22 protein-coding genes are annotated in these 19,925 nt (G+C 63.0%); 6 read left to right on the plus strand and 16 right to left on the minus strand.

Annotated elements, in window-relative coordinates; genetic code table 11:
• Positions 1 to 9: 9 nt before the first annotated feature.
• Together grxC and ICI42_RS02525 are read right to left on the minus strand one after the other, a co-directional pair.
• The gene (grxC, locus tag ICI42_RS02520; protein ID WP_188162946.1) at positions 10 to 279 is read right to left on the minus strand and encodes a glutaredoxin 3; all 270 of its coding nucleotides are present in this window, start codon (positions 277 to 279) and stop codon (positions 10 to 12) included.
• 24 nt (positions 280 to 303) lie between these two features.
• Entirely contained in the window at positions 304 to 1,089 is a 786-nt protein-coding gene (locus ICI42_RS02525; RefSeq protein WP_188162947.1) for a ComF family protein, read from the minus strand.
• A 94-nt stretch (positions 1,090 to 1,183) separates the two neighbouring features.
• Between ICI42_RS02525 and ICI42_RS02530 the strand changes: the two genes are divergently transcribed.
• The gene (locus ICI42_RS02530; RefSeq protein ID WP_188162948.1) at positions 1,184 to 2,056 is read left to right on the plus strand and encodes a class I SAM-dependent methyltransferase; all 873 of its coding nucleotides are present in this window, start codon (positions 1,184 to 1,186) and stop codon (positions 2,054 to 2,056) included.
• Between the two features lie 6 nt (positions 2,057 to 2,062).
• Here ICI42_RS02530 and ICI42_RS02535 read toward each other — a convergent pair whose 3' ends face one another.
• The 5 genes from ICI42_RS02535 to ICI42_RS02555 all read right to left on the minus strand — a co-directional run bounded on the left by ICI42_RS02535 (position 2,063) and on the right by ICI42_RS02555 (position 6,038).
• The gene (locus ICI42_RS02535) at positions 2,063 to 2,329 is read right to left on the minus strand and encodes a hypothetical protein (RefSeq protein ID WP_188162949.1); all 267 of its coding nucleotides are present in this window, start codon (positions 2,327 to 2,329) and stop codon (positions 2,063 to 2,065) included.
• A gap of 150 nt (positions 2,330 to 2,479) precedes the next feature.
• A complete protein-coding gene (gene mutT / locus ICI42_RS02540; protein ID WP_188162950.1) occupies positions 2,480 to 2,905 on the minus strand; it encodes an 8-oxo-dGTP diphosphatase MutT in 426 nt (141 codons plus the stop codon).
• On the minus strand, positions 2,902 to 3,711 hold the full coding sequence (locus ICI42_RS02545) for a GNAT family N-acetyltransferase (RefSeq protein ID WP_188162951.1): 810 nt from the start codon (positions 3,709 to 3,711) through the stop codon (positions 2,902 to 2,904). The genes mutT and ICI42_RS02545 overlap by 4 nt, the downstream gene beginning before the upstream one ends.
• Positions 3,692 to 4,927 (minus strand): bifunctional glutamate N-acetyltransferase/amino-acid acetyltransferase ArgJ, encoded by a 1,236-nt coding sequence (gene argJ / locus ICI42_RS02550; protein WP_188162952.1) that lies wholly within the window; start codon positions 4,925 to 4,927, stop codon positions 3,692 to 3,694. The genes ICI42_RS02545 and argJ overlap by 20 nt, the downstream gene beginning before the upstream one ends.
• A 193-nt stretch (positions 4,928 to 5,120) precedes the next feature.
• A complete protein-coding gene (locus ICI42_RS02555) occupies positions 5,121 to 6,038 on the minus strand; it encodes a peptidylprolyl isomerase (RefSeq protein WP_188162953.1) in 918 nt (305 codons plus the stop codon).
• Positions 6,039 to 6,273: 235 nt separating this feature from the next.
• Here ICI42_RS02555 and secA point away from each other — a divergent pair, with 235 nt between their 5' ends.
• Together secA and ICI42_RS02565 are read left to right on the plus strand one after the other, a co-directional pair.
• Complete coding sequence (secA, locus tag ICI42_RS02560) at positions 6,274 to 9,000, plus strand: preprotein translocase subunit SecA (protein WP_188162954.1); 2,727 nt, start codon at positions 6,274 to 6,276, stop codon at positions 8,998 to 9,000.
• Between the two features lie 94 nt (positions 9,001 to 9,094).
• Positions 9,095 to 9,439 carry a hypothetical protein gene (locus ICI42_RS02565; RefSeq protein WP_188162955.1) on the plus strand — a complete coding sequence of 115 codons (345 nt, stop codon included), beginning with the start codon at positions 9,095 to 9,097 and terminating at the stop codon, positions 9,437 to 9,439.
• Positions 9,440 to 9,556: 117 nt separating this feature from the next.
• Here the strand turns inward: ICI42_RS02565 and ICI42_RS02570 are convergent, their stop codons facing one another.
• Positions 9,557 to 10,549: an adenosine kinase gene (locus ICI42_RS02570; RefSeq protein ID WP_188162956.1), complete on the minus strand. Its 993-nt coding sequence runs from the start codon at positions 10,547 to 10,549 to the stop codon at positions 9,557 to 9,559.
• 165 nt (positions 10,550 to 10,714) lie between these two features.
• On the opposite strand from ICI42_RS02570, the gene ICI42_RS02575 reads away from it, so the two are divergent.
• On the plus strand, positions 10,715 to 11,434 hold the full coding sequence (locus ICI42_RS02575; RefSeq protein ID WP_188162957.1) for a sulfate transporter family protein: 720 nt from the start codon (positions 10,715 to 10,717) through the stop codon (positions 11,432 to 11,434).
• Here ICI42_RS02575 and ICI42_RS02580 read toward each other — a convergent pair whose 3' ends face one another.
• The 3 genes from ICI42_RS02580 to ICI42_RS02590 form a co-directional block, all read right to left on the minus strand.
• The gene (locus ICI42_RS02580) at positions 11,435 to 12,259 is read right to left on the minus strand and encodes an isocitrate lyase/PEP mutase family protein (RefSeq protein WP_188163686.1); all 825 of its coding nucleotides are present in this window, start codon (positions 12,257 to 12,259) and stop codon (positions 11,435 to 11,437) included.
• Between the two features lie 138 nt (positions 12,260 to 12,397).
• Positions 12,398 to 12,868: a dUTP diphosphatase gene (gene dut, locus ICI42_RS02585; protein WP_188162958.1), complete on the minus strand. Its 471-nt coding sequence runs from the start codon at positions 12,866 to 12,868 to the stop codon at positions 12,398 to 12,400.
• Between the two features lie 115 nt (positions 12,869 to 12,983).
• On the minus strand, positions 12,984 to 13,484 hold the full coding sequence (locus tag ICI42_RS02590; RefSeq protein WP_188162959.1) for an MmcB family DNA repair protein: 501 nt from the start codon (positions 13,482 to 13,484) through the stop codon (positions 12,984 to 12,986).
• 150 nt (positions 13,485 to 13,634) lie between these two features.
• Between ICI42_RS02590 and ICI42_RS02595 the strand changes: the two genes are divergently transcribed.
• The gene (locus ICI42_RS02595) at positions 13,635 to 14,399 is read left to right on the plus strand and encodes a glycosyltransferase family 25 protein (protein WP_188162960.1); all 765 of its coding nucleotides are present in this window, start codon (positions 13,635 to 13,637) and stop codon (positions 14,397 to 14,399) included.
• Between the two features lie 37 nt (positions 14,400 to 14,436).
• Here ICI42_RS02595 and cueR read toward each other — a convergent pair whose 3' ends face one another.
• Entirely contained in the window at positions 14,437 to 14,829 is a 393-nt protein-coding gene (gene cueR / locus ICI42_RS02600; RefSeq protein ID WP_188162961.1) for a Cu(I)-responsive transcriptional regulator, read from the minus strand.
• Positions 14,830 to 15,052: 223 nt separating this feature from the next.
• On the opposite strand from cueR, the gene ICI42_RS02605 reads away from it, so the two are divergent.
• Complete coding sequence (locus tag ICI42_RS02605; RefSeq protein WP_188162962.1) at positions 15,053 to 15,676, plus strand: L,D-transpeptidase; 624 nt, start codon at positions 15,053 to 15,055, stop codon at positions 15,674 to 15,676.
• Positions 15,677 to 15,826: 150 nt separating this feature from the next.
• Here the strand turns inward: ICI42_RS02605 and ICI42_RS02610 are convergent, their stop codons facing one another.
• From ICI42_RS02610 to murJ, 4 genes are all read right to left on the minus strand, one after another.
• The gene (locus ICI42_RS02610) at positions 15,827 to 16,402 is read right to left on the minus strand and encodes a NifU family protein (RefSeq protein WP_188162963.1); all 576 of its coding nucleotides are present in this window, start codon (positions 16,400 to 16,402) and stop codon (positions 15,827 to 15,829) included.
• 120 nt (positions 16,403 to 16,522) lie between these two features.
• Positions 16,523 to 17,014 (minus strand): universal stress protein, encoded by a 492-nt coding sequence (locus ICI42_RS02615; RefSeq protein WP_188162964.1) that lies wholly within the window; start codon positions 17,012 to 17,014, stop codon positions 16,523 to 16,525.
• An 84-nt stretch (positions 17,015 to 17,098) separates the two neighbouring features.
• A complete protein-coding gene (gene trpS / locus ICI42_RS02620; protein WP_188162965.1) occupies positions 17,099 to 18,166 on the minus strand; it encodes a tryptophan--tRNA ligase in 1,068 nt (355 codons plus the stop codon).
• A 146-nt stretch (positions 18,167 to 18,312) separates the two neighbouring features.
• The gene (murJ, locus tag ICI42_RS02625; RefSeq protein WP_188162966.1) at positions 18,313 to 19,905 is read right to left on the minus strand and encodes a murein biosynthesis integral membrane protein MurJ; all 1,593 of its coding nucleotides are present in this window, start codon (positions 19,903 to 19,905) and stop codon (positions 18,313 to 18,315) included.
• Positions 19,906 to 19,925 lie beyond the last annotated feature (20 nt).

Consider the following 19,925-nt stretch of genomic DNA (forward strand, 5'->3'; position numbering starts at 1 on the left):
CGCGAGCCTTCAGCCGATCTTGCCGGTCGCCAGCAGGTCATCCAGCCTGCCATCCGCCTCGAGCGCATGCAGGTCGTCGGAACCGCCGACATGCACATCGCCAATGAATATCTGCGGGAAGGTCATGCGGCCGTTGGACCGGCTGATCATTTCCTGCTTCAGTTCCGGCGAAAAACTGGCATCGTGCTCGGTAAAGGCCACGCCCTTCTTTTCGAGCAGGTGCTTTGCGGCGGCGCAATAGCCGCACATCATGCGTGTGTAGATCGTTACATCGACCATCGAGAAAACCTCAGCTTCAGCCGGCTATATAGTGTCAGTTTCGTCGGCCCGGAAGTCCCCAGGCAAGACCCGCGCAAAGGTCAGCACATCGACGGCCGATGCGCCACCTTTTTTCAAGGCCCGCGTCACCGCCGACACGGTGGCTCCCGTCGTGTAGACATCGTCCACCAGCAGGATGCGCTTGCCCGCAACCTCGATCTCGCTTTCATCCGAAACACGAAAGGCGGCGCGAACATTGCCCTCGCGTTCCCGGGCGGCAAGGCCGACCTGCTGGCGCGTGTTCTTCACCCGCTTCACCGCCGTCGGCGAGAATGGCTTGCCGGAAAGCTGCGCCAGACTGCGCGCCAGATCGGCCGACTGGTTGAAGCGACGGCTGAAAAAACGCCGCCAGTGCAGCGGCACTGGCACGACGAGGTCGGCATCGGCCACGAGCTCGGTGCCCGCGCGCAGCATCCACTGCGCCATAGGCCGGGCCAGATCGGTGCGGTCGTGAAACTTCAGCCCCTGGACGATCTGGCGCGCAACGCCCGTATAGGCGACCGCAGCGCGGGCACGTTCGAAGGGCGGCGGATTGGCAATCGCTTCGGCGGAGAGAAAGCCCTGTCCCATATCGTGGCTGAAGGGCGTGCCCATGACCTCGCACCACGGTTTTTCCAGAAATCGGAGGCTTCTCCAACAGGCACCGCATAAGGCGCCCGGCTGAGATACATGACGCCGACAGCCGGCACAGACCGGCGGAAACAGGATGCCGGCCGACCAGCCTGCAACGGCCCGCACCGTCGCGGGTATCAACGACACACGTTCCGTCATGGGTTGCGTCCCGGCGCCCTATATTGCACAGCTTTGCTCACCTCGCCGCCTCATCATCCGGCAAACAGGCGGCGTCGGCAAGGACGTAGCATCAGTGCAAACCATCATCGACACCGACCTTCTGCTTCGGCATAAAAAGCGCGCTTTGGCCAGGCTTGAGCCCGGCACCGATTTCCTGATGCAACGCGCTGTCGACGATCTGGAGGACAGGCTGGGCGCAGTGGGTCGCCATTTCGCCGATGCCGTTGCACTGTTCTGCCTGACGCCCGATGCGGCGCGCACGATTGCCGGCAGCGGCAAGGCCGACATAATTACCCGCGTCGAGCAGGACAGCGCCTTTCTCGGCCCGGACGACAGCAAGATTTCGGACGCGAACCATCTCGATCTCGAGCCGGAAAGTGCCGATCTCATCGTCACTTTGCTGACCTTGCACGAGGCCAACGACATTCCCGGTCAGTTGATCCAGATTCGCCGGGCGCTTCGGCCCGATGGCCTGTTTCTCGGCGTCATGGCCGGCGCCGGCACGCTTGCCGAACTGCGCGAAAGCCTGCTTGCAGCGGAAACGGAACTGTTTGGCGGCGCAAGCCCCCGCATCCTGCCGTTCACCGATGTGCGCGATGCCGGTGCGCTGCTGCAACGCGCAGGCTTTGCCTTGCCGGTCGCTGACCTCGAAACCGTGACTGTGCGCTATGGAACCATGTTCTCGCTGATGCGCGACCTACGCGCAATGGGCGCCGCCAACGCGCTGGTAGACCGCTCGCGCAAGCCGGCGACGCGCGCTTTATTCATGCGCGCGGCTGAAATCTATGCCGAGCGGTTTTCCGATCCGGACGGGCGGATTCGCGCGACATTTTCATTCGTCTGGTTTTCGGGGTGGGCGCCGCACGCTTCGCAGCAGAAGCCGCTCAAGCCGGGCTCGGCAACGCTATCGTTGAAACAGGCTCTCGAAGGTCCCGACGCGTCCTGAACCCGGTTAGCGCAGCGACGGAGTCTGATAATCGCGCTTGACCGATCCTGTCGTGGTCAGATCGAGACCGTTGCGGGCCATCTGCGGGCGGGCTCGGCTGTCGGCAAAGGCTGAAGCGAACAGAACGAACGCCACCGCACCGATCCCGAACAGCAAGGTGAGCCTCAAGAGACTGGTGCCTAGCGCTCGGGAGCGCGAATAGGGTTCGGGGTGGATGAGTTCCCATTCCCTGTCCATCTCGTATCGAGCGCTCTGCTTTTTGCCGTTCGCCACAGGCAGATGTCTCCAGGTGGTCTACCACTCATTCCCAGCGCGAAAGCGCCGTCACCTGTCTGGTTTGTCACGAATGGATAAAGGTATGTTTAACGGTTGCGTTAACCCAATATCCGCCCGCTGCGCGCATTTCCTGCAAGCCCCGACCGGTCAGAGCAGATCGATCAGGAACGGTATCAGCGGTTCGTCGGCGGGCGGCATCGGATAGTCGCGCATCTGCTTCGGACGCACCCATTTCAGGGTCTGACCCTCGCGCGATTGCGGCGCGCCCTCATAGCGGCGGCAGACGTAGAGGGGCATCAAAAGATGGAAGGTGTCGTAGGTGTGGCTGGCGAATGTCAGCGGCGCCAGGCAAGGAATCTTGGTCTCGATGCCGACTTCCTCGCGGAGTTCGCGAACCAGGCATTCTTCGGGCGTCTCGCCCTGCTCCACCTTGCCGCCTGGGAATTCCCACAGACCGGCAAGCTGCTTGCCCTCGGGGCGCTGTGCAAGCAAGACGCGGCCATCGGCATCGACCAGCGCGCAGGCCGCGACCAGCAGAATGGGCCGGCCCGCCGGCACAGATGGTGAAATCATACGGTCATGGCTCCCGCCGGACGACGGTAGTGGTAGCGGTAGACCTCCTCGAAGCCTAATGCCTTGTAGAGCCGCACCGCGCCTTCGTTCCGTTCCTCGACCTGCAGCCAGGCGAGCTTGGCGCCGCGCAGCCGCGCCCACTTCAGCGCCGATAGGATGATGCGCCGGCCATAGCCCTGGCCGCGAGACGCCTCGTCGGTGGCAATCTCGAACAGCCCGGCCACGTCGCCTTCATGCACGCAGATGGCGGTGGCAAGCGCCTGGCCGCGTTCTTCCAGCGCGAAAAGACCGGCCTCCGGCTGGATCGCGCCGATGATCTCCGACAGGCCCGGGCGCAGCGTCTGGTCCATGCCATGGACTTTCAGCGACGCGCCGACGAAGCGGCTGATGTCCTTGAGCGGAATCTGGTCGAGAGCTTCTTCGACGGGCGCATTTTCCAGCGGAAGCTGCATGACCAGGGATTCCGAAAACACACTCCAGCCTTCGGAATCGAGATGCTTTGCGATCTTGGGCCCGGCGAGCGGGGAAACACGAAAGGTCAGCGGACGTCCATAGGCGTCGAAACGGCGCGCCGCACGACCGATTCGGTCGGCGATGTTGGCGGTGTCGCCGGGATCGAGCGGGTTGACGGAGTTCAGCCGTTTTGCCGGATGCCCGGCCGTCAACCTGACCAGCCAGGTGCCGTCGTAGTGCACGGCCGCGGCGGGCCACGCCCGGAAACCGGCAGCCTCGAAACGGCGCACGATGGCGAGTTCTGGGGTCGCGTGGCCGTAGGGCAAAATCGCGTTAACTCCTGTAGTCGCCATTGATGGCAACATATTCCTTGGTCAGATCGCAGGTCCAGACCGTTGCCTTGCCTCGGCCGATGCCGAGATCGGCGCGGATGCTGATCTCGTCCTGCTTCATATAGGCCGACGTCTTCTCTTCGGAGTAGCCGGGATCGCGCTCGCCATTATGGGCAAGCCGGTTGTCGCCGAACCAGATCGACAGAAGGTCGCGGTCGGCAGGCTCTCCGGCCTTGCCGACGGCCATGACGACCCGGCCCCAATTGGCATCCTCGCCGGCAACCGCTGTTTTGACCAGCGGTGAATTGGCAATGGAGAGCGCCACGCGCTTCGCCGAACGAGCCGACTTCGCGCCGGTGACGGTGATTTCGATCTGCTTGCGCGCGCCCTCGCCGTCCCGAACCACCTGCAAAGCGAGGACTTTCAAAATCTTGTTCAGTGCGCGGCGGAACTGGGCCAAGCGCGGATCTTTTGGATCGGTGATTTTCGGAGCGCCCTTGGCCGTGCCGGTTGCAAACAGCAGAAGCGTGTCGCTGGTCGAGGTGTCGCTGTCGACCGTGACCGCATTGAAGGTCTTGGCCGTTCCGCGCGACAGCATGTCCTGCAGGACGGAGGCTGCAATCGGGGCATCGGTTGCGACAAAGGACAGCATGGTCGCCATGTCGGGCGCGATCATACCGGCACCCTTGGCGATGCCGTTGATGATGACGTCCGCGTCGCCCAGCTTGACGGTCTGGGTCGCAACCTTCGGAAAAGTGTCCGTGGTCATGATCGCCTTGGCGGCGTCCGTCCAGGAAGCCGGCGCGGCCTGCTTGACCATGTCCTTAAGCAGGTGGCTGAATCTGCCCGCGTCGAGCGGCTCGCCGATCACGCCGGTAGATGCCAAAAACACTTCGCTGTCGCGAGCGCCGGCGGCTTCGGCTGCCGCCTTGCCGGTCATGGCAGTGGTCTCTCGCCCCTTCTTGCCGGTGAAGGCGTTGGCATTGCCGGAATTGACCACCAGCACGCGCGCCTTGCCGCCCGACAGATTCTGCCGGCAGAAATCGACCGGAGCCGAAGGGCATTTGGAACGGGTGAACACGCCGGCGACCTCGGTGCCCTCGTCGAACACCATCACCAGAAGATCGGTGCGGTTCTTGTATTTGATTCCCGCCTCGGCGGTGGCAATGCGGACGCCCTCGATCGCGGGCATCTTGGGATATTTCTTCGGCGCGAGGGGAGAAATGGCGGCGGACATGGAACCTCTAACGGCGCATGGCTACGATTGGAAGCACGGTTTGCCCCATAGCAACCCTCGGCGCAAGGCGTTTTCGCCAAGGCCGCGCCGTAGCTGCGCCGCCTGCAGTTGGATGACGCCATAAAAAAGCCGCCCGCTCTCGTGCGGACGGCCTTGATAGCGACTCTGGGATAGAGTCTCGGGCAGGGATGGCCTACTTGGCGGCTTCGATCGCCTCCAAGGCCTTCTTCAGCGCTTCGTCCTGCACTTCGACCTGGGCGGCCGCGCGGATCGCCTTGACCTGCTCGAAATAGGTATCGCGGATCAAGAGAGAGCGAATCTGGTCCTTGACGGTGTCGAAGGCCGGCGGCTGCTGGGTGCGCTTGTCCTCGACCTTGATGATGTGCCAGCCGAACTGGCTCTGCACCGGCTCCTTGGTGTAGGCGCCGACGTCGAGCGCGAAAGCCGCCGTCTCGAACTCGGGCACCATCTGGCCCTGGCCGAAATAGCCGAGATCGCCGCCCGAGGTCTTGCCGCTCGGATCGGTGGTGTTCTCGTTGGCGAGCTTCTGGAAGTCTTCGCCGGCATCGAGCTTCTTGACGATCGCTTCGGCTTCTTCCTTGGTCTTGACCAGAATGTGACGGGCATGCACCTCGTTGGCGGGCGGGGTGTCGGCCATTTCCTTGTCGTAGCGGGCGCGGATCTGCTCGTCTGTGATCTTGCCTGCGACGTCCTTTTCGACGAACTCGCCATGTAGGGCGCGCTCGTTGAGGAACGCCATACGGCGCTGGAAGTCCTCGTCCTTGTCGAGGCCTTCCGACTTCGCCTTGGCCGCCATCAGCTTGATCTCGATGAGCGAAGACAAGGCCGCGGCGCGGCGCTGTTCGGGCGGAAGCCGCGCAAATTGCTGGCTCAGATCGCTTTCGGCCATGGAAAGGTCGGCTTCTGTGATGTTCTGACCGTCAACGACGGCAAGGACTTTGGCAGGGTCGGCGGCAACAGCCGGAGCGGCAGTTGCGGGCGGCGGCGGTGTCGCGGTATCCTGAGCGGCCAGCGGACCGGCGGTCAGGGCAAGAAGGCTGCCGGCCATTGCCAATGTGGCAAAGGACGCGCTGCGAAAGAAAACGGACATCCATACTCTCCGTGTGGGAAACTCGTTGTGCCTTCCAGATCAGCCCCAATATGGCGGAATTAGGCGCGATAGGCTGCAAATCTGCGGCGTTGACATCAAAGGTGCCCCCTCTTATCTGTCCTTCGTCGTTGCGTCCAGAACCCTTTCCGGGCGCGCTTCGTGCTGGGCACGCCATTCCCCACGGCGGGCCGGTACGGCTGCCAACAGGCGTCATTCGAATTGAAAGGACCATTTGATGGTCAGCTTCGGCGGTCTTGCCCGCAAAATCTTCGGCTCCTCAAACGACCGCCGCGTCAAGTCGACGCGGCCACGGGTCGAAGCCATCAACGCCATGGAAAACGAGCTGAAGGCTCTTTCCGACGAGCAGCTCCAGGCCCGCACCGCGAAATTCCGAGCGGATATCGCCAATGGCGCCTCGCTCGACGATCTGCTGGTCCCGGCTTTCGCCACGGTTCGCGAGGCCTCCCGCCGCGTGCTCGGCATGCGGCCGTTCGACGTTCAGCTTGTTGGCGGTATGGTCCTGCACGGACGCGGCATCGCCGAGATGCGCACCGGCGAGGGCAAGACACTGGTGGCGACCTTGCCGGCCTACCTCAACGCGCTCGAGGGCAAGGGCGTTCACGCCGTCACGGTCAATGATTACCTCGCCCGCCGCGACTCCGAATGGATGGGTCGCGTCTACAAATTTCTCGGCCTCACCGTCGGCGTCATCGTCCACGGCATGAGCGACGAGGAACGCCGCGCCGCCTATGCCTGCGACATCACCTACGCCACCAACAACGAGCTCGGCTTCGACTATCTCCGCGACAACATGAAGTATGAGCGCGGCCAGATGGTGCAGCGCGGACACAACTTCGCCATCGTCGACGAGGTCGATTCCATCCTGATCGACGAAGCGCGCACGCCGCTGATCATTTCTGGTCCGCTCGAAGACCGTTCGGAAATGTACAACACCGTCGACGCCTTCATTCTTCAGCTTGAGCCGAGCGATTACGAGGTCGACGAGAAGCAACGCACCGCCATCTTCACGGAGGAAGGCACCGAGAAGCTTGAGGGCCTTCTTAACGCAGCCGGCCTGTTCAAGGGCGAGTCGCTCTATGACGTCGAGAACGTCGCGATGGTGCACCACGTCAACAACGCGTTGAAGGCGCACCGCCTGTTCCAGAAGGACAAGGACTATATCGTCCGCAACAACGAAATCGTCATCATCGACGAATTCACCGGCCGCATGATGCCCGGGCGCCGCTTCTCCGAAGGTCTGCACCAGGCCCTCGAAGCCAAGGAGCACGTCCAGATTCAGCCCGAGAACCAGACGCTGGCCTCGGTCACCTTCCAGAACTACTTCCGCATGTACACCAAGCTGTCTGGTATGACCGGCACGGCGCTCACCGAAGCCGAAGAGTTCGGCAACATCTATGGCCTGGAAGTCACAGAAATCCCGACGAACCTGCCCGTCAGCCGCATCGACGAGGACGACGAGGTCTACCGGACGGTCGAGGAGAAGTACAAGGCGATCATCCGCGACATTCGCGAGGCCTATGCAAAGGGTCAGCCGACGCTCGTCGGCACCACCTCGATCGAGAAGTCGGAGCTGCTTGCCGCACGCTTGCGGCAGGAGGGCTTCACCGACTTCGAAGTTCTGAACGCCCGTCACCACGAGCGCGAGGCGCAGATCGTCGCCCAGGCCGGCCGCCCAGGGGCCATCACCATCGCCACCAACATGGCCGGCCGCGGCACCGACATCCAGCTCGGCGGCAACTTCGAAATGCGCGTCTCCGAGGAACTGGGCGATGTGCCGGAAGGCCCCGAGCGCGAAGCCCGCGAGCAGCAGATTCGCGACGAAATCAAGCGCGACAAGGACCGCGCGCTGGCGGCCGGTGGCCTCTACGTCATCGCCACCGAGCGGCATGAAAGCCGCCGCATCGACAACCAGCTGCGCGGCCGTTCCGGCCGCCAGGGCGACCCCGGCCGTTCGAAATTCTTCCTGTCGCTGCAGGACGACCTGATGCGCATCTTCGGTTCCGAGCGCATGGACGGCATGCTGCAGAAGCTCGGCCTGAAGGAAGACGAGGCCATCATCCACCCCTGGATCAACAAGGCTCTGGAGAAGGCGCAGAAGAAGGTCGAGGCGCGCAACTTCGACATCCGCAAGAACCTGATCAAGTATGACGACGTGCAGAACGACCAGCGCAAGGTGGTGTTCGAGCAGCGTATCGAGCTGATGGACGCCGTCAGCCTGACCGAGACGGTTACCGAAATGCGCCGGGACGTGGTCGAGGAACTCGTCGCCAAGCATATCCCCGAAACGGCCTATGCCGAGCAGTGGGATGTCGCCGGCCTCAAACAGGATGTGGTGCAGTATCTCAACCTCGACTTACCGGTCGAGGAGTGGGCTGCCGAGGAAGGTATTGCCGAGGAGGATATTCGCGACCGCATCATGCAGGCGGCGGATGCCGCGGCGGCCGACCGCGCCGAACGGTTCGGTCCCGAAGTCATGGCCTATGTCGAGCGCTCCGTGGTGCTGCAGACACTGGACATGCTGTGGCGCGAGCATCTGGTCAATCTCGACCATCTGCGTTCCGTCGTCGGCTTCCGTGGTTATGCCCAGCGCGATCCGCTGAACGAGTACAAGAGCGAAGCTTTCGAGCTGTTCCAGTCGATGCTGGGCAATCTGCGCCAGGCCGTGACCTCGCAGCTGATGCGGGTCGAACTGGTGCGCCAGGCAGCCGAGGCACCGCCGCCCCAGGCTCCTGAGGCTTTCGGCCATCACATCGATGAGACCACCGGCGAAGACGAATTCGGCGAAAGCGGCAGCATCGATATCCAGCAGGACGCGCGTATCGTCGCTCCGGAAGACCGCGACCCCAACGATCCCTCGACCTGGGGCAAGGTCGGCCGCAACGAGGCTTGCCCTTGCGGTTCCGGCAAGAAGTTCAAGCACTGCCACGGCGCCTTCGTCTGATCGTCGTAGAATGCTACCTAAAACGGCGCGTCCCCGACGCGCCGTTTTCGCTTGTGGGGCAATTGGAAGCCGGGGCGAAACACACTATCTTCCTGTGATGAAGCTGACTTCAACACGCGTACCCCGATACTGGCTCGTCGCCGGCGCGCTGGTCGCGTGCATGGGTGTGCCGGCGGGTCCGGCATCAGCTCTCACATTCGATCTCATTCAGGGCGTCGACCTGAACCGTCCACGGACCAACAACACCGCCCAGGAACTGGAACAGTTGCGCAACCGGCAGGACCGGCAACGCTTCCAGGACACCCAGAGGCTTTATCGCGAGCAGGACCGGCAGCAGGCAGCGCCGCCGCTCGTCCTCCAGCGCCCCGATGTGCCGTCGCTTCAGCCGCGCTGCAGCGAAAGCGTGTTCGGCAGCACGTTCCTGAAACGTTGCCGATAGAAGCTCGGCAGAACAGCCCTTCAAAAGAGCGGCGGTCGGGCTTCTTTGGGAATCGGCAGTAAGCCGCCCGGCTGGAGATAGGTTTAACCGACGGACGGCTTTACAGCCAAAGATACGCTAAATCAGCCCGGCCTGCTCGGCCTCACGGCGCAAATTCTGGCGCGGACGCGGGCCGACCTGCTGGATCACCAGCCCGGCTGCGAGCGAGCCGAGATCGCCGCAGCGCTTGAGATCAAGGCCTTGCGTGTAGCCGAAGAGGAAGCCGGAGGCGTAGAGGTCGCCGGCGCCCGTGGTGTCGACCAGTTCGCGGATCGAAGTTGCCTCGATGACGACGGTCTCGTCGCCACGCACGATCACCGAGCCCTTTTCCGAACGGGTCACTGCGGCGATCTTGCAATCTTTGCGGACCAGCGAAAGAGCCTCATCGAAGGACGCGGTCTGGTAGAGCGACTTGATCTCATGGCTGTTGGCGAAGACGATATCGACGGTGCCCGAGCGCATCAGCTCGAGGAATTCCTCGCGATAGCGGTCGACGCAGAAACTGTCGGAAAGCGTCATCGAGACCTCGCGGCCGGCCTCGTGCGCAATCTTGGCGGTCATGCGGATCGCTTCCTTCGCCATGGGCGGATCCCACAGATAACCCTCGAAATAGGTCACCTTGGCGCCCCGCGCCTTGTCGGCCTCGACATCGTCTGGCCCAAGCTCGACGCAGGCGCCAAGATAGGTGTTCATCGACCGCTCGCCATCGGGCGTGACGAAGATCATCGAGCGCGCCGTCGGCGGCTGGCTTTCGAGCGGCCGCGTGTCGAAGGATACACCCTGGGCGCGGATATCATGGGTATAGATCTCGCCGAGATGGTCCTGAGCCACCTTGCCGAAGTAAGCCGCCCGGCCGCCGAAGCTGGCCACACCGGCCGCCGTGTTGCCCGCGCTGCCGCCCGAGGCCTCGATAGCCGGCCCCATGCTGGCATAAAGCAGTTCCGCCCGGTCGGTATCGATCAGGTTCATGGCGCCCTTGATGATGCCGTTGTCGGTCAGAAACGTCTCATCGCATTGCGCGATGATGTCGACGATCGCATTGCCGATGCAAAGCACGTCATACTGGCTCATGAAGGTCTCCGGGCAGACGGGACAAGAGGGCGAGCTGCGTGCCCGCTTTTCCGTTCCGCTCTATCTGCTTGAAAGGCTTTTGCAAACCCGTCAATTTACAAGGCAATGCTTCTTGAGCGCGACAACGCCACGCCCTATCTGTCAGCGGCCCGGAGACCGACCGCCATGATCCTCGAAGCCGCCCGCCTCGCAGCCTCGCAACTGTTCAGCCCCGGCTTCCGGGCCGTGTTCCTGAAATCCATCGGCTTGACGCTGCTTGTGCTGGTCGCCTTGTGGTTCGCGCTGCGCCAACTCTTTCTGGCGCTTGCTCTGCCGTGGATCGACGCGCTGATGCCCGGCGTTCCGGAATGGGCGGGCTGGCTGACGCTGCTTGCGGCTGTCGTCACCGGCATCGGTCTCGCACTGGCGCTCGCGCTGCTGATCGCGCCGGCCACGGCCATCGTCGCGGGACTGTTTCTCGACGATATCGCCGAGGAGGTGGAGCGCTCGTCCTATCCGCGCGAGCCTGTCGGCCACGCCATGCCCGCCATGCGGTCGCTGATCCTGTCGCTCAAATTCTTCGGCATCGTCATCTTGGGCAACATGCTGGCGCTGCTGCTCCTTCTGGTGCCGGGCGTCAACCTGATCGCCTTCTTTGTCGTCAACGGCTATCTGCTCGGGCGCGAGTTCTTCGAATTCGCCGCCATGCGCTTCCGGCCGGAGGACGAGGCCAAGGCGTTCCGGCGAAAGCACGTCGTGACCGTGTTCTTCGCAGGGCTGGTCATCGCCTGCTTTTTGGCGGTGCCGCTGCTCAACCTTCTCACCCCGCTCTTCGCGGCCGCCATGATGGTGCATCTGCACAAGATGCTGAGTGCCGCGACCCCGGCGCAGGCACCCGCTGTCTGATTACTTTTCCAGCCGTGCAGATGCCGCCGGCGTGTAGAGCGTCTGCAAGCGGTCGAAGGGCATGACATCGCCCATGAAGCCGAAAGTGCCCTTGTCGAGGATTTCGCGGGCCGCACGCTCGACCGCCCCGAATGCCGCCTGCGTCAAGCGTGGTCCCAGCGATATCCGCCTGATGCCGATGGCCGAAAGCTGGTCGACGGAGACATCCCTGGGCGCAATGACGCTGACAGGCTTGTCGAGAGCCGTGCACAGCGTCGTCAGCATCGCCGGGTCGGAAATGCCCGGCGCAAACAACACATCCGCACCGGCTGCGGAAAACGCCTGAAGCCGGCGGACCGTATCGTCGAAATCACTGACGCCATGCAGGAAATTCTCGGCGCGTGCCGTGAAGACGAACCCGCCATCCACCGCGCGCGCTGCCTCTGCGGCAGCGGCGACGCGCTCAACAGCATGCGAAAACTCATAGATCGGCTTGCTGGGATCGCCGGAATAATCTTCGATCGAGCACCCCGCCAAGCCCGCGGCCTCGGCGGCAAAGATCGTTTCGGCGGCACTTTCGGCGCTATCGCCCTTGCCGCGCTCGAGATCGGCAGACACCGGCACATCGACGGCCGCAGCCATCTCCTTGCAGTGCCGGATCATCTCTTCGAAGGTGACGCCGCCATCGGGCAGAGCGCGCGAGAAGGCATAGCCGGCGCTGCTTGTGGCGAGCGCCTTGAACCCCATCGAGACCAGAAGCCTGGCCATGCCGATATCGGACGGGTTGGGCATGACGAACGCCCCCGGCCCGTTGTGCAGATTGCGGAAATCCTCACTCTTGCGCATACCATCCTCCGACACCGCAGACCGCGCCATCGGGCACGATCCTATCCACGGACGCGGCAGCGGGCAAAAGGTTCCCGTTGGACCAGCGTCGGGAAAAAGGCGTAGGATCAATCGACATTCATGGATCGGCCTAGCCCGTCAGGCCGTGCCGGTGGAGCCGAAACCGCCTGCGCCACGCACGGTTTGCCCGGCCTCGTTGCGCGGCTGCACCTGCATCTGGTCGACGCGGGCGAACACCATCTGCGCGATGCGCATGCCGCGCGTGACGATGAAATCCTCGTCGCCGAGATTGACCAGCAGCACCTTCACCTCGCCGCGATAATCGCTGTCGATGGTGCCGGGCGTGTTGAGGCAGGTGATGCCGTTCTTGAAGGCGAGACCGGAACGCGGCCGGACCTGGCCTTCGTAACCCCGCGGGATTTCCATGATCAGGCCGGTCGGCACCAAAGCCCTTTTTCCCGGAAGCAACAGCAGCGGCCGGTCCTCGGGCACGGCGGCGCGAAGGTCCATCCCGGCCGAGCCTGCGGTCTCATAGGACGGAAGCGCAAGGCCATCGGCATGCGGAAGGGCAACGATACCGAGTTCTGCTGTCGCGGGTTCTGCAGTCATGGCGATGTCCTTTGCTGTTACGGCTCAATCGCTGCTCGCAGGCGCGATGGCAAGAAAAAGCTTTGTCCGTCCCCAATTGGCGAACCGCTTCGGCCCACCGCTGCGTCCGCACAGCCTACTCGCTCTCGCCTTCCAGCGCGGGCACCGAAACGCCAGCCATTTCGGCCGCCAGCAGGCGCGCAGCACCAGCACGCGCAATGCGCAGCATCAAAGCCTTGCGCGTGGCCGCGGCGATGCGGTGCTCGGGCGCGTCGCGCATGATCTCGGCGCCGTAGCCGTCGGAGAGGATGAAGCCGCATTCCTCGGGGAAGATTTCAGCCGGCACACCCGGATGGGTGGCGAAGAAGAAGCGGTCGGAATGCAGCCGGTATTCCGGCCATTTGCGGTCGACGCGAAAATCCTCCACCGACGACTTGATCTCGATGATCCAGATGTCGCCTTGCCGAGTCAGCGCGACAAGGTCGGCGCGACGGCCGGTCGCGAGCGACAGCTCTGGCAGCACATGCGCACCCATCTGCATCAAGAGGCGCTGCACGCCCCTGCGCACCAGCATGGCGCGTTCGGACTGGCGCCCGTCGATGAGCGGATTGAGGGGAATCGGCGAGATGATCGGCATCTCGACACTATGGCACTAGATGTTCACGGTTTGAACCCTCTTTGAAGTACATTCATTTTTACCACTTGTGCTACTGCAGTTTTCGCGTTGAAGCACTGTCGAACCTGACACAAGCTGTCTTGGCATGCGAAGTCTTTAGAGGTGTAGGAAGTGAAAGCGTATTTTATCAATCTGGACCGCTCGCCGGAGCGATGCGCGTTTATGATGGGACAGTTCTCACATGCGCGGGTCGATGCCGAGCGCATTCGCGCAGTCGACGGGCGGACGGTCGATATGTCAGCCTATACGCATACGACGCTGCGTCCCCCAGAGATCGGATGCCTTCTCAGCCATCGCGATGCTTGGGAAAAGTTTCTCGAAACGAATGAAGCCTTCGCGGCGATATTCGAAGACGATGCCCGGTTGAGCTCCGATATCGCTCGCTTTTTGCATTCCGATGACTGGGTGCCGCCGAAAGCGGAGATCGTCAAGCTGGACACTATGCTTTATGAGACAGCGGTATCGAGGCGCGCTCGAGAAGCTTTCGGCAGAACGATCCACCGCCTTTCCGGCGAGCATGTCGGGGCAGCAGGCTACATAGTCAGCCGCAACGGGGCGAAAAAGCTGCTCGAGGTTTCTGCTGCGGCAATAGTCCCCATAGACATCTATCTTTTTTGCGGGCCGCAACTTCTGGCTGGCAGCATTTATCAGGTGGCGCCAGCGCTTGTGTTGCAGAGAAGCTTCTTTGAAAGCGACGGCGAACATGCGTTCAAATCTCTTTTGGAGCATGTCGAACTTGCCGTAAAACCTCCGCCTCCGAAACCGCGCGGGATGCGGAAGGTCTGGCGAGAGGTTTCGCGGCCGTTTATACGGCTTAGCGTCGGGTTGAAGACGAAACTGTTCGGCCCGGATCGTTTGGTGATTCAGTTTCGGTAGTCGAAACCCTCAACGTACAATAACGGTGTTTCAAGGATTAGCCGCCCACCCCAGCCATCTCCTCCAGAATCGGGCAATCCGGGCGGTCGTCGCCATGGCAGGCTTTGACCAGCCGGTTGAGCGTCGCCTTCATCTGTTGCAACTCGCGCACCTTTTCCTCGATCGCCGCGACATGGGCGAGTGCGATTTCACGGACGTCGTGGCTGGCGCGTTCACGGTCCTGATAGAGCGCCATCAGCTGGCGGCATTCGTCGATGGAAAAGTCCAGTCCCCGCGCGCGGCGCAGGAAGGCGAGGCGGTGGATGTCGTCGCTGGTGTAGGCGCGGTAGCCATTGCCGGCGCGCTGCGGCGCAATCAGGCCGATCTCCTCATAGTAGCGGATGGTCTTGGCCGGGAGGCCGGAGCGGCGCGCGGCATCGGATACGTTCATGACGGCACTCCCGAAAGACGACGGAACGAGCTAGATCATCGCTCCACCCTGCGTTGAAGCCGGTGGCGCCGCTCGCGCTGTTGCCGAAATGCAATAGAGTCGCCTACACCGGTATTCTCGGCATCGGATATGGTGTTGCGACGCTTGGCAAGCAAATGGAATCGCCTATGAATATGGGCGAAATTACGGCTCGGACCGAGCCGTTTCGAACAGCCGAGGGCATATGCACCTGAAATCCGCCGTCATCGCAGCCGTGCTCGCCCTGTCATCCGCTCTTGCCGGTTGCAGCATCACCGGCGGTCCGATGCAGATGTTCACCAACGATTACGGTGCGCGCGTCGATGCCGGCTACCAGCTTCCGGCGATCCCGATCTACAAGGTCGACCGCAAATATCAGCGCCAGGTCGTGCGCTACGACACCACCGAAGTGCCGGGCACGATCATCGTCGATCCGCAGCAGAAATTCCTCTATTTCGTCATGCCGGACGGCAAGGCGATGCGCTACGGCATCGGTGTCGGCCGCGAAGGCTTCGAGTGGAAGGGCAATGCCCGCGTTGCGCTCAAGCGCGAATGGCCGCGCTGGACGCCGCCGCGCGAAATGATCCAGCGCCAGCCGGAGCTGACCAAATACGCCAACGGCATGGATCCCGGCCTATCCAACCCGCTCGGCGCCCGTGCGCTCTACCTGTTCAACAAGGGTGGCGACACCGGCTATCGCCTGCACGGCACGCCGGAGTGGAACTCCATCGGCAAGGCCATGTCGTCGGGCTGCATCCGCCTGATGAACCAGGACATCATCGACCTCTACAACCGCGCCGAAGTGGGCGCAAAGGTCATCGTGCTTTAAATCTGCGAGCCGTCTCGGCAACACATAGACGTCGCAACAAAAACCGGGCCGCAAGGTCCGGTTTTTCGTTTTCCGGCGAGCCCGCAACGCCCCGGAACGAAAAAAGCCGGATGCGAACACCCGGCCTTTCCAGATTGATTTGCGGAACGCTCAGGAAACCTGTTCGACCTGCTGCACTTCCGGCACGAAATGGCGAAGCAGATTCTGAATGCCGTGCTTCAGCGTCGCTGTGGAGGACGGGCAACCGGCGCAAGCGCCCTTCATGTGCAGGAACACCGTGCCGTTCTCATAGCCTCGGAAGGTGATGTCGCCGCCATCCTGGGCCACGGCCGGACGCACCCGGGTGTCCAGCAGTTCCTTGATGGTGACGACGATTTCCTCATCGGCATCGTCGTAGAACTCGGCGTCTTCCTCTCGGTCGTCGGCGGCGGTGCGCGCCTCCTGGCCCATCACCGGGGTGCCGGACATGAAATGCTCCATGATGGTGCCGAGAATGGCCGGCTTCAGGTGCTGCCAGTCCGGGCCGTCCTTGGTGACGGTAATGAAGTCGTAGCCGAAGAACACGCCGGTCACGCCGGGGACGTCGAACAGGCGACCTGCAAGAGGCGACGCCACGCGCGCGGATTCCGCATCGCGGAAATCGGCCGTGCCGCTGGCCAGCACTTCCTTGCCCGGAAGAAACTTGAGCGTTGCGGGGTTCGGGGTCGCTTCGGTCTGGATGAACATATCGGTCTCCACGCCCGCCTGCGCGAGCCTTCTTGGAATAGTTCTAAACTAGATAGTCCTTAACGGCCGTCCGCACAAGCAAAACCGTTCTGTCACGACATGCCTGCTGAGGTATGGCCGTCAGGCGAGGCTTTCAATGTCCTCGTCGGAAAGATTCTGCGGCACCACCGTCACCGGGATCGGGAACGCCGCGCCCTTGCCGGCGATGGAGGCGACCAGCGGGCCGGGACCTTCCTTGGCCGCGCCCGCGGCCAGTACCAGGATCGCGATGTCCTGGTCTTCCTCGATGATCTTGTGGATCTCGTCGGCCGGTTTACCTTCGCGCACGACCAGTTCGGGCTCGATGCCCGCCTTCTCGCGCACCTTCGCCGCATAGGAGGCAAGGGCCGCCTGCGCGCTGGCGGTGGCCTCCTCGCGCATGATCTTTTCAACCCCCAGCCAGTGCTGGAAATCGTCCGGCACGATGACATAGAGCATCACCACCACGCCGCCGGTGTTCTGGGCGCGGCGGGATGCATAGGCGATGGCACGCTCGCATTCGGGCGTGTCGTCGATCACGACCAGGAATTTGCGGCGGTGTCCCGCCTCCCGGATCAGTCGTTTGGATACCATGGACCGTCCTGCTGCTGCCTCGATGAGTCGCCGGCAATCTGCCACCGCGGCAGGCGCGGGGCAAGTCGCCGGCGAATGCTGCCGTCAATCACCCAAAAGACCAATGATCTCCCGCACCGACTTCATCGTTCTCTCGGCAAGCGCACCGGCGCGCTGTCCGCCATCGCGCAGCACGCTGTCGATATAGGCGGGATCGGCCATCAGGCGACGCATCTCGCCGGCAATCGGCGCCAGCTTGTCGACTGCCAGATCGGCCAGCGCCGGCTTGAACACAGAGAACTGCTGGCCTGCGAACTGCCGCAGCACCTCTTCTTTGGTGATGTCGGCGAGCCCGGCATAGATACCCACCAGGTTCTCCGCCTCCGGCCGTCCGGCAAGGCCGTCCAGTTCGCTGGGCAAACCGGCGGGATCGGTCTTGGCCTTCCTGATCTTCTTGGAGATCGTGTCGGCATCGTCCGTCAGGTTGATGCGCGACAGGTCCGACGGGTCGGATTTCGACATCTTCTTGGAGCCGTCGCGCAGGCTCATGATGCGCGCCGCCGGGCCGCCGATCAACGGTTCGGTGAGCGGGAAGAAGCCGTTGACCGTCTCCTCGCCGACCTGCATCTCGACGCCGATGCCGAGATCGGCGATGCGGCTGGAGAAGTCGTTGTTGAACTTCTGGGCGATGTCGCGGGTCAGTTCGAGATGCTGCTTCTGGTCCTCGCCCACCGGCACATGGGTTGCGCGATAGAGCAGGATGTCGGCCGCCATCAGGCTGGGATAGGCGAGCAGGCCCAGCGAGGCGTTCTCGCGGTCCTTGCCGGCCTTGTCCTTGAACTGGGTCATCCGGTTCATCCAGCCGATGCGCGCCACGCAGTTGAATATCCAGGCAAGCTCGGCGTGCTGCGACACGCGGGCCTGGTTGAAGACGATATGCTTCTTGGGGTCGATCCCGGCGGCCAGAAAGGCCGCGGTGATCGAACGGGTCTGATCAGCAAGATCGGGGTGAACCAGCGTCGCCGTCAGCGAGTGCAGGTCGACGACGCAATAGATGCAGTCGTTGTTCTCCTGCAGGGCGACGAATTTGCGGATCGCACCGAGATAATTCCCGAGATGCAGATTGCCCGTGGGCTGGACGCCCGAGAAGACGAGGGGCTTGAAGCTGGACATGATGTTCCTCTTGGCTTGTGGAGGGCCGTTTGAGCATGGTGCCGGAGGGTGTTGCCCCATCGGAACGCCATGCGCCTGGAAAGCCGGCGCGGCGCGCTTATGAACGAGGCCGAGCCGGCAATCAAGGGGCGTCAGCCGGCAAGCGGCTATTCAGGATCGATGGGGGCTGCAGGCTTGGCGCCGCCACGCCTGACATTGCGCTTGAGCATGGCGACATCGGCGCCGCCAATGGCAAAGACAGTGCCGAAATAGACGATGCCGCCGCCGGCAACCAGAAGCGCGAGGGCTGCGAGTTGCGTGTGCAGCGGCGTTAACGGCGCCAGCCAAGGCTCCAGCCACAGCCCACCGGCCCAGAGGGCAGCGGCCATCAGCACGGAGGCCAGGATCAGGCGCGGCGCACGCCGCATCAGGCCGGCATCGCGGCTCCAGTGGCCGCGCTTGATGAGGAAGCCGAGCAACAGCGCGACATTGATCCAGCCCGCGATAACGGAGGCAGTGGCAATGCCTGGCGCCCCCATCGACGGGAACAGGATCAGCGCCGTGGTGATGTTGATCGCCACCGAGATGGCAGCGAAATACATCGGCGTTCGTGTGTCCTCGCGCGCGAAATAGCCCGGCGTGAACGCCTTGATCAGCACGAAGGCCGGCAGGCCGAGGCCGAAGATCGCCAGCACCGACGATACCACCGCCGTGCTATCGGCGGTAAACGCGCCGCGTTCATAGAGCACGCGAATGATCGGCTCGGAAATCACCAGCAGGGCCGCCGCCGACGGCAGGGTGAAGAACAGCGAAAACTCCACCGAGCGGTTCTGCAGGTTCGCAGCCTCGATGTCGTTACCGCTTTTCAGCGCACGCGCCAGTTCCGGCAGCAGCACGATGGCCACCGCGATGCCGATCACACCGAGCGGCAATTGATAGAAGCGGTCGGCGAGGTTGAGCGAAGAGACCGCGCCGTCGCGGCCCGAAGCGATGGCGGTGCCGATGAGCTGGTTGATCTGGGTGATGCCGCCCGTCACCGCTGCGGGCAGCGCCAGCACCAGAAGCCGCTTCACATTCGGCGTCAGCTTGGGCAGCCTGAAGCCGATCGCCATGCCGGCATGGCGCACCGCGCCCCAGACAATGGCAAGCTGGATCACACCGGCCACCATCACGCCCCAGGCGAGCCCGTAGCCGACCTGCCGGCCGTCATGGCCGTTGTGCCAGGCATAAACCAGGACCGAGATCAGGACGACGTTGAGGAAGACCGGGGCAACGGCGGCGGCGAAATAGCGCCGCAGCGAGTTCAGCATACCGCTCATCATCGCCGTCAGCGACATGCACATCAAATAGGGGAACATGATGATGGCGAGCGATACGGTCAGGTCGAACTTTTCAACGTCGTCGCTGAAGCCTGGTGCGATGATCGTCGAGACCAGGAACGGCATTGCCAGTTCCATGAGGATGGTCAGCGCCAGAAGGACTGTGAAAAGGACACCGAACACTTCCTCGGAAAAACGCTTGGCGCCGTCCGTGCCGTTCGCCTCGATCTCCTTGGAGAACAGCGGCACGAACGCTGCGTTGAACGCGCCCTCGCCGAACAGGCGGCGGAAGGTGTTGGGAAACTGGAAGGCGGCATAGAACGCGTCGGCAATGGGACCGGTGCCCAGCGCAGCCGCCATCAGCATTTCGCGGGTGAAGCCCAGTACGCGGCTCGCCAGCGTGCCGGAGGCGACGGTGGCGAATTTCTTGAGCAGGCTCATTGCGGGAGGCTCTCTTGGCG

Origin of the sequence: Oryzicola mucosus (genome assembly GCF_014534685.1) — a bacterium.
GTDB classification, from domain to species: Bacteria; Pseudomonadota; Alphaproteobacteria; order Rhizobiales; family Rhizobiaceae; genus Oryzicola; species Oryzicola mucosus.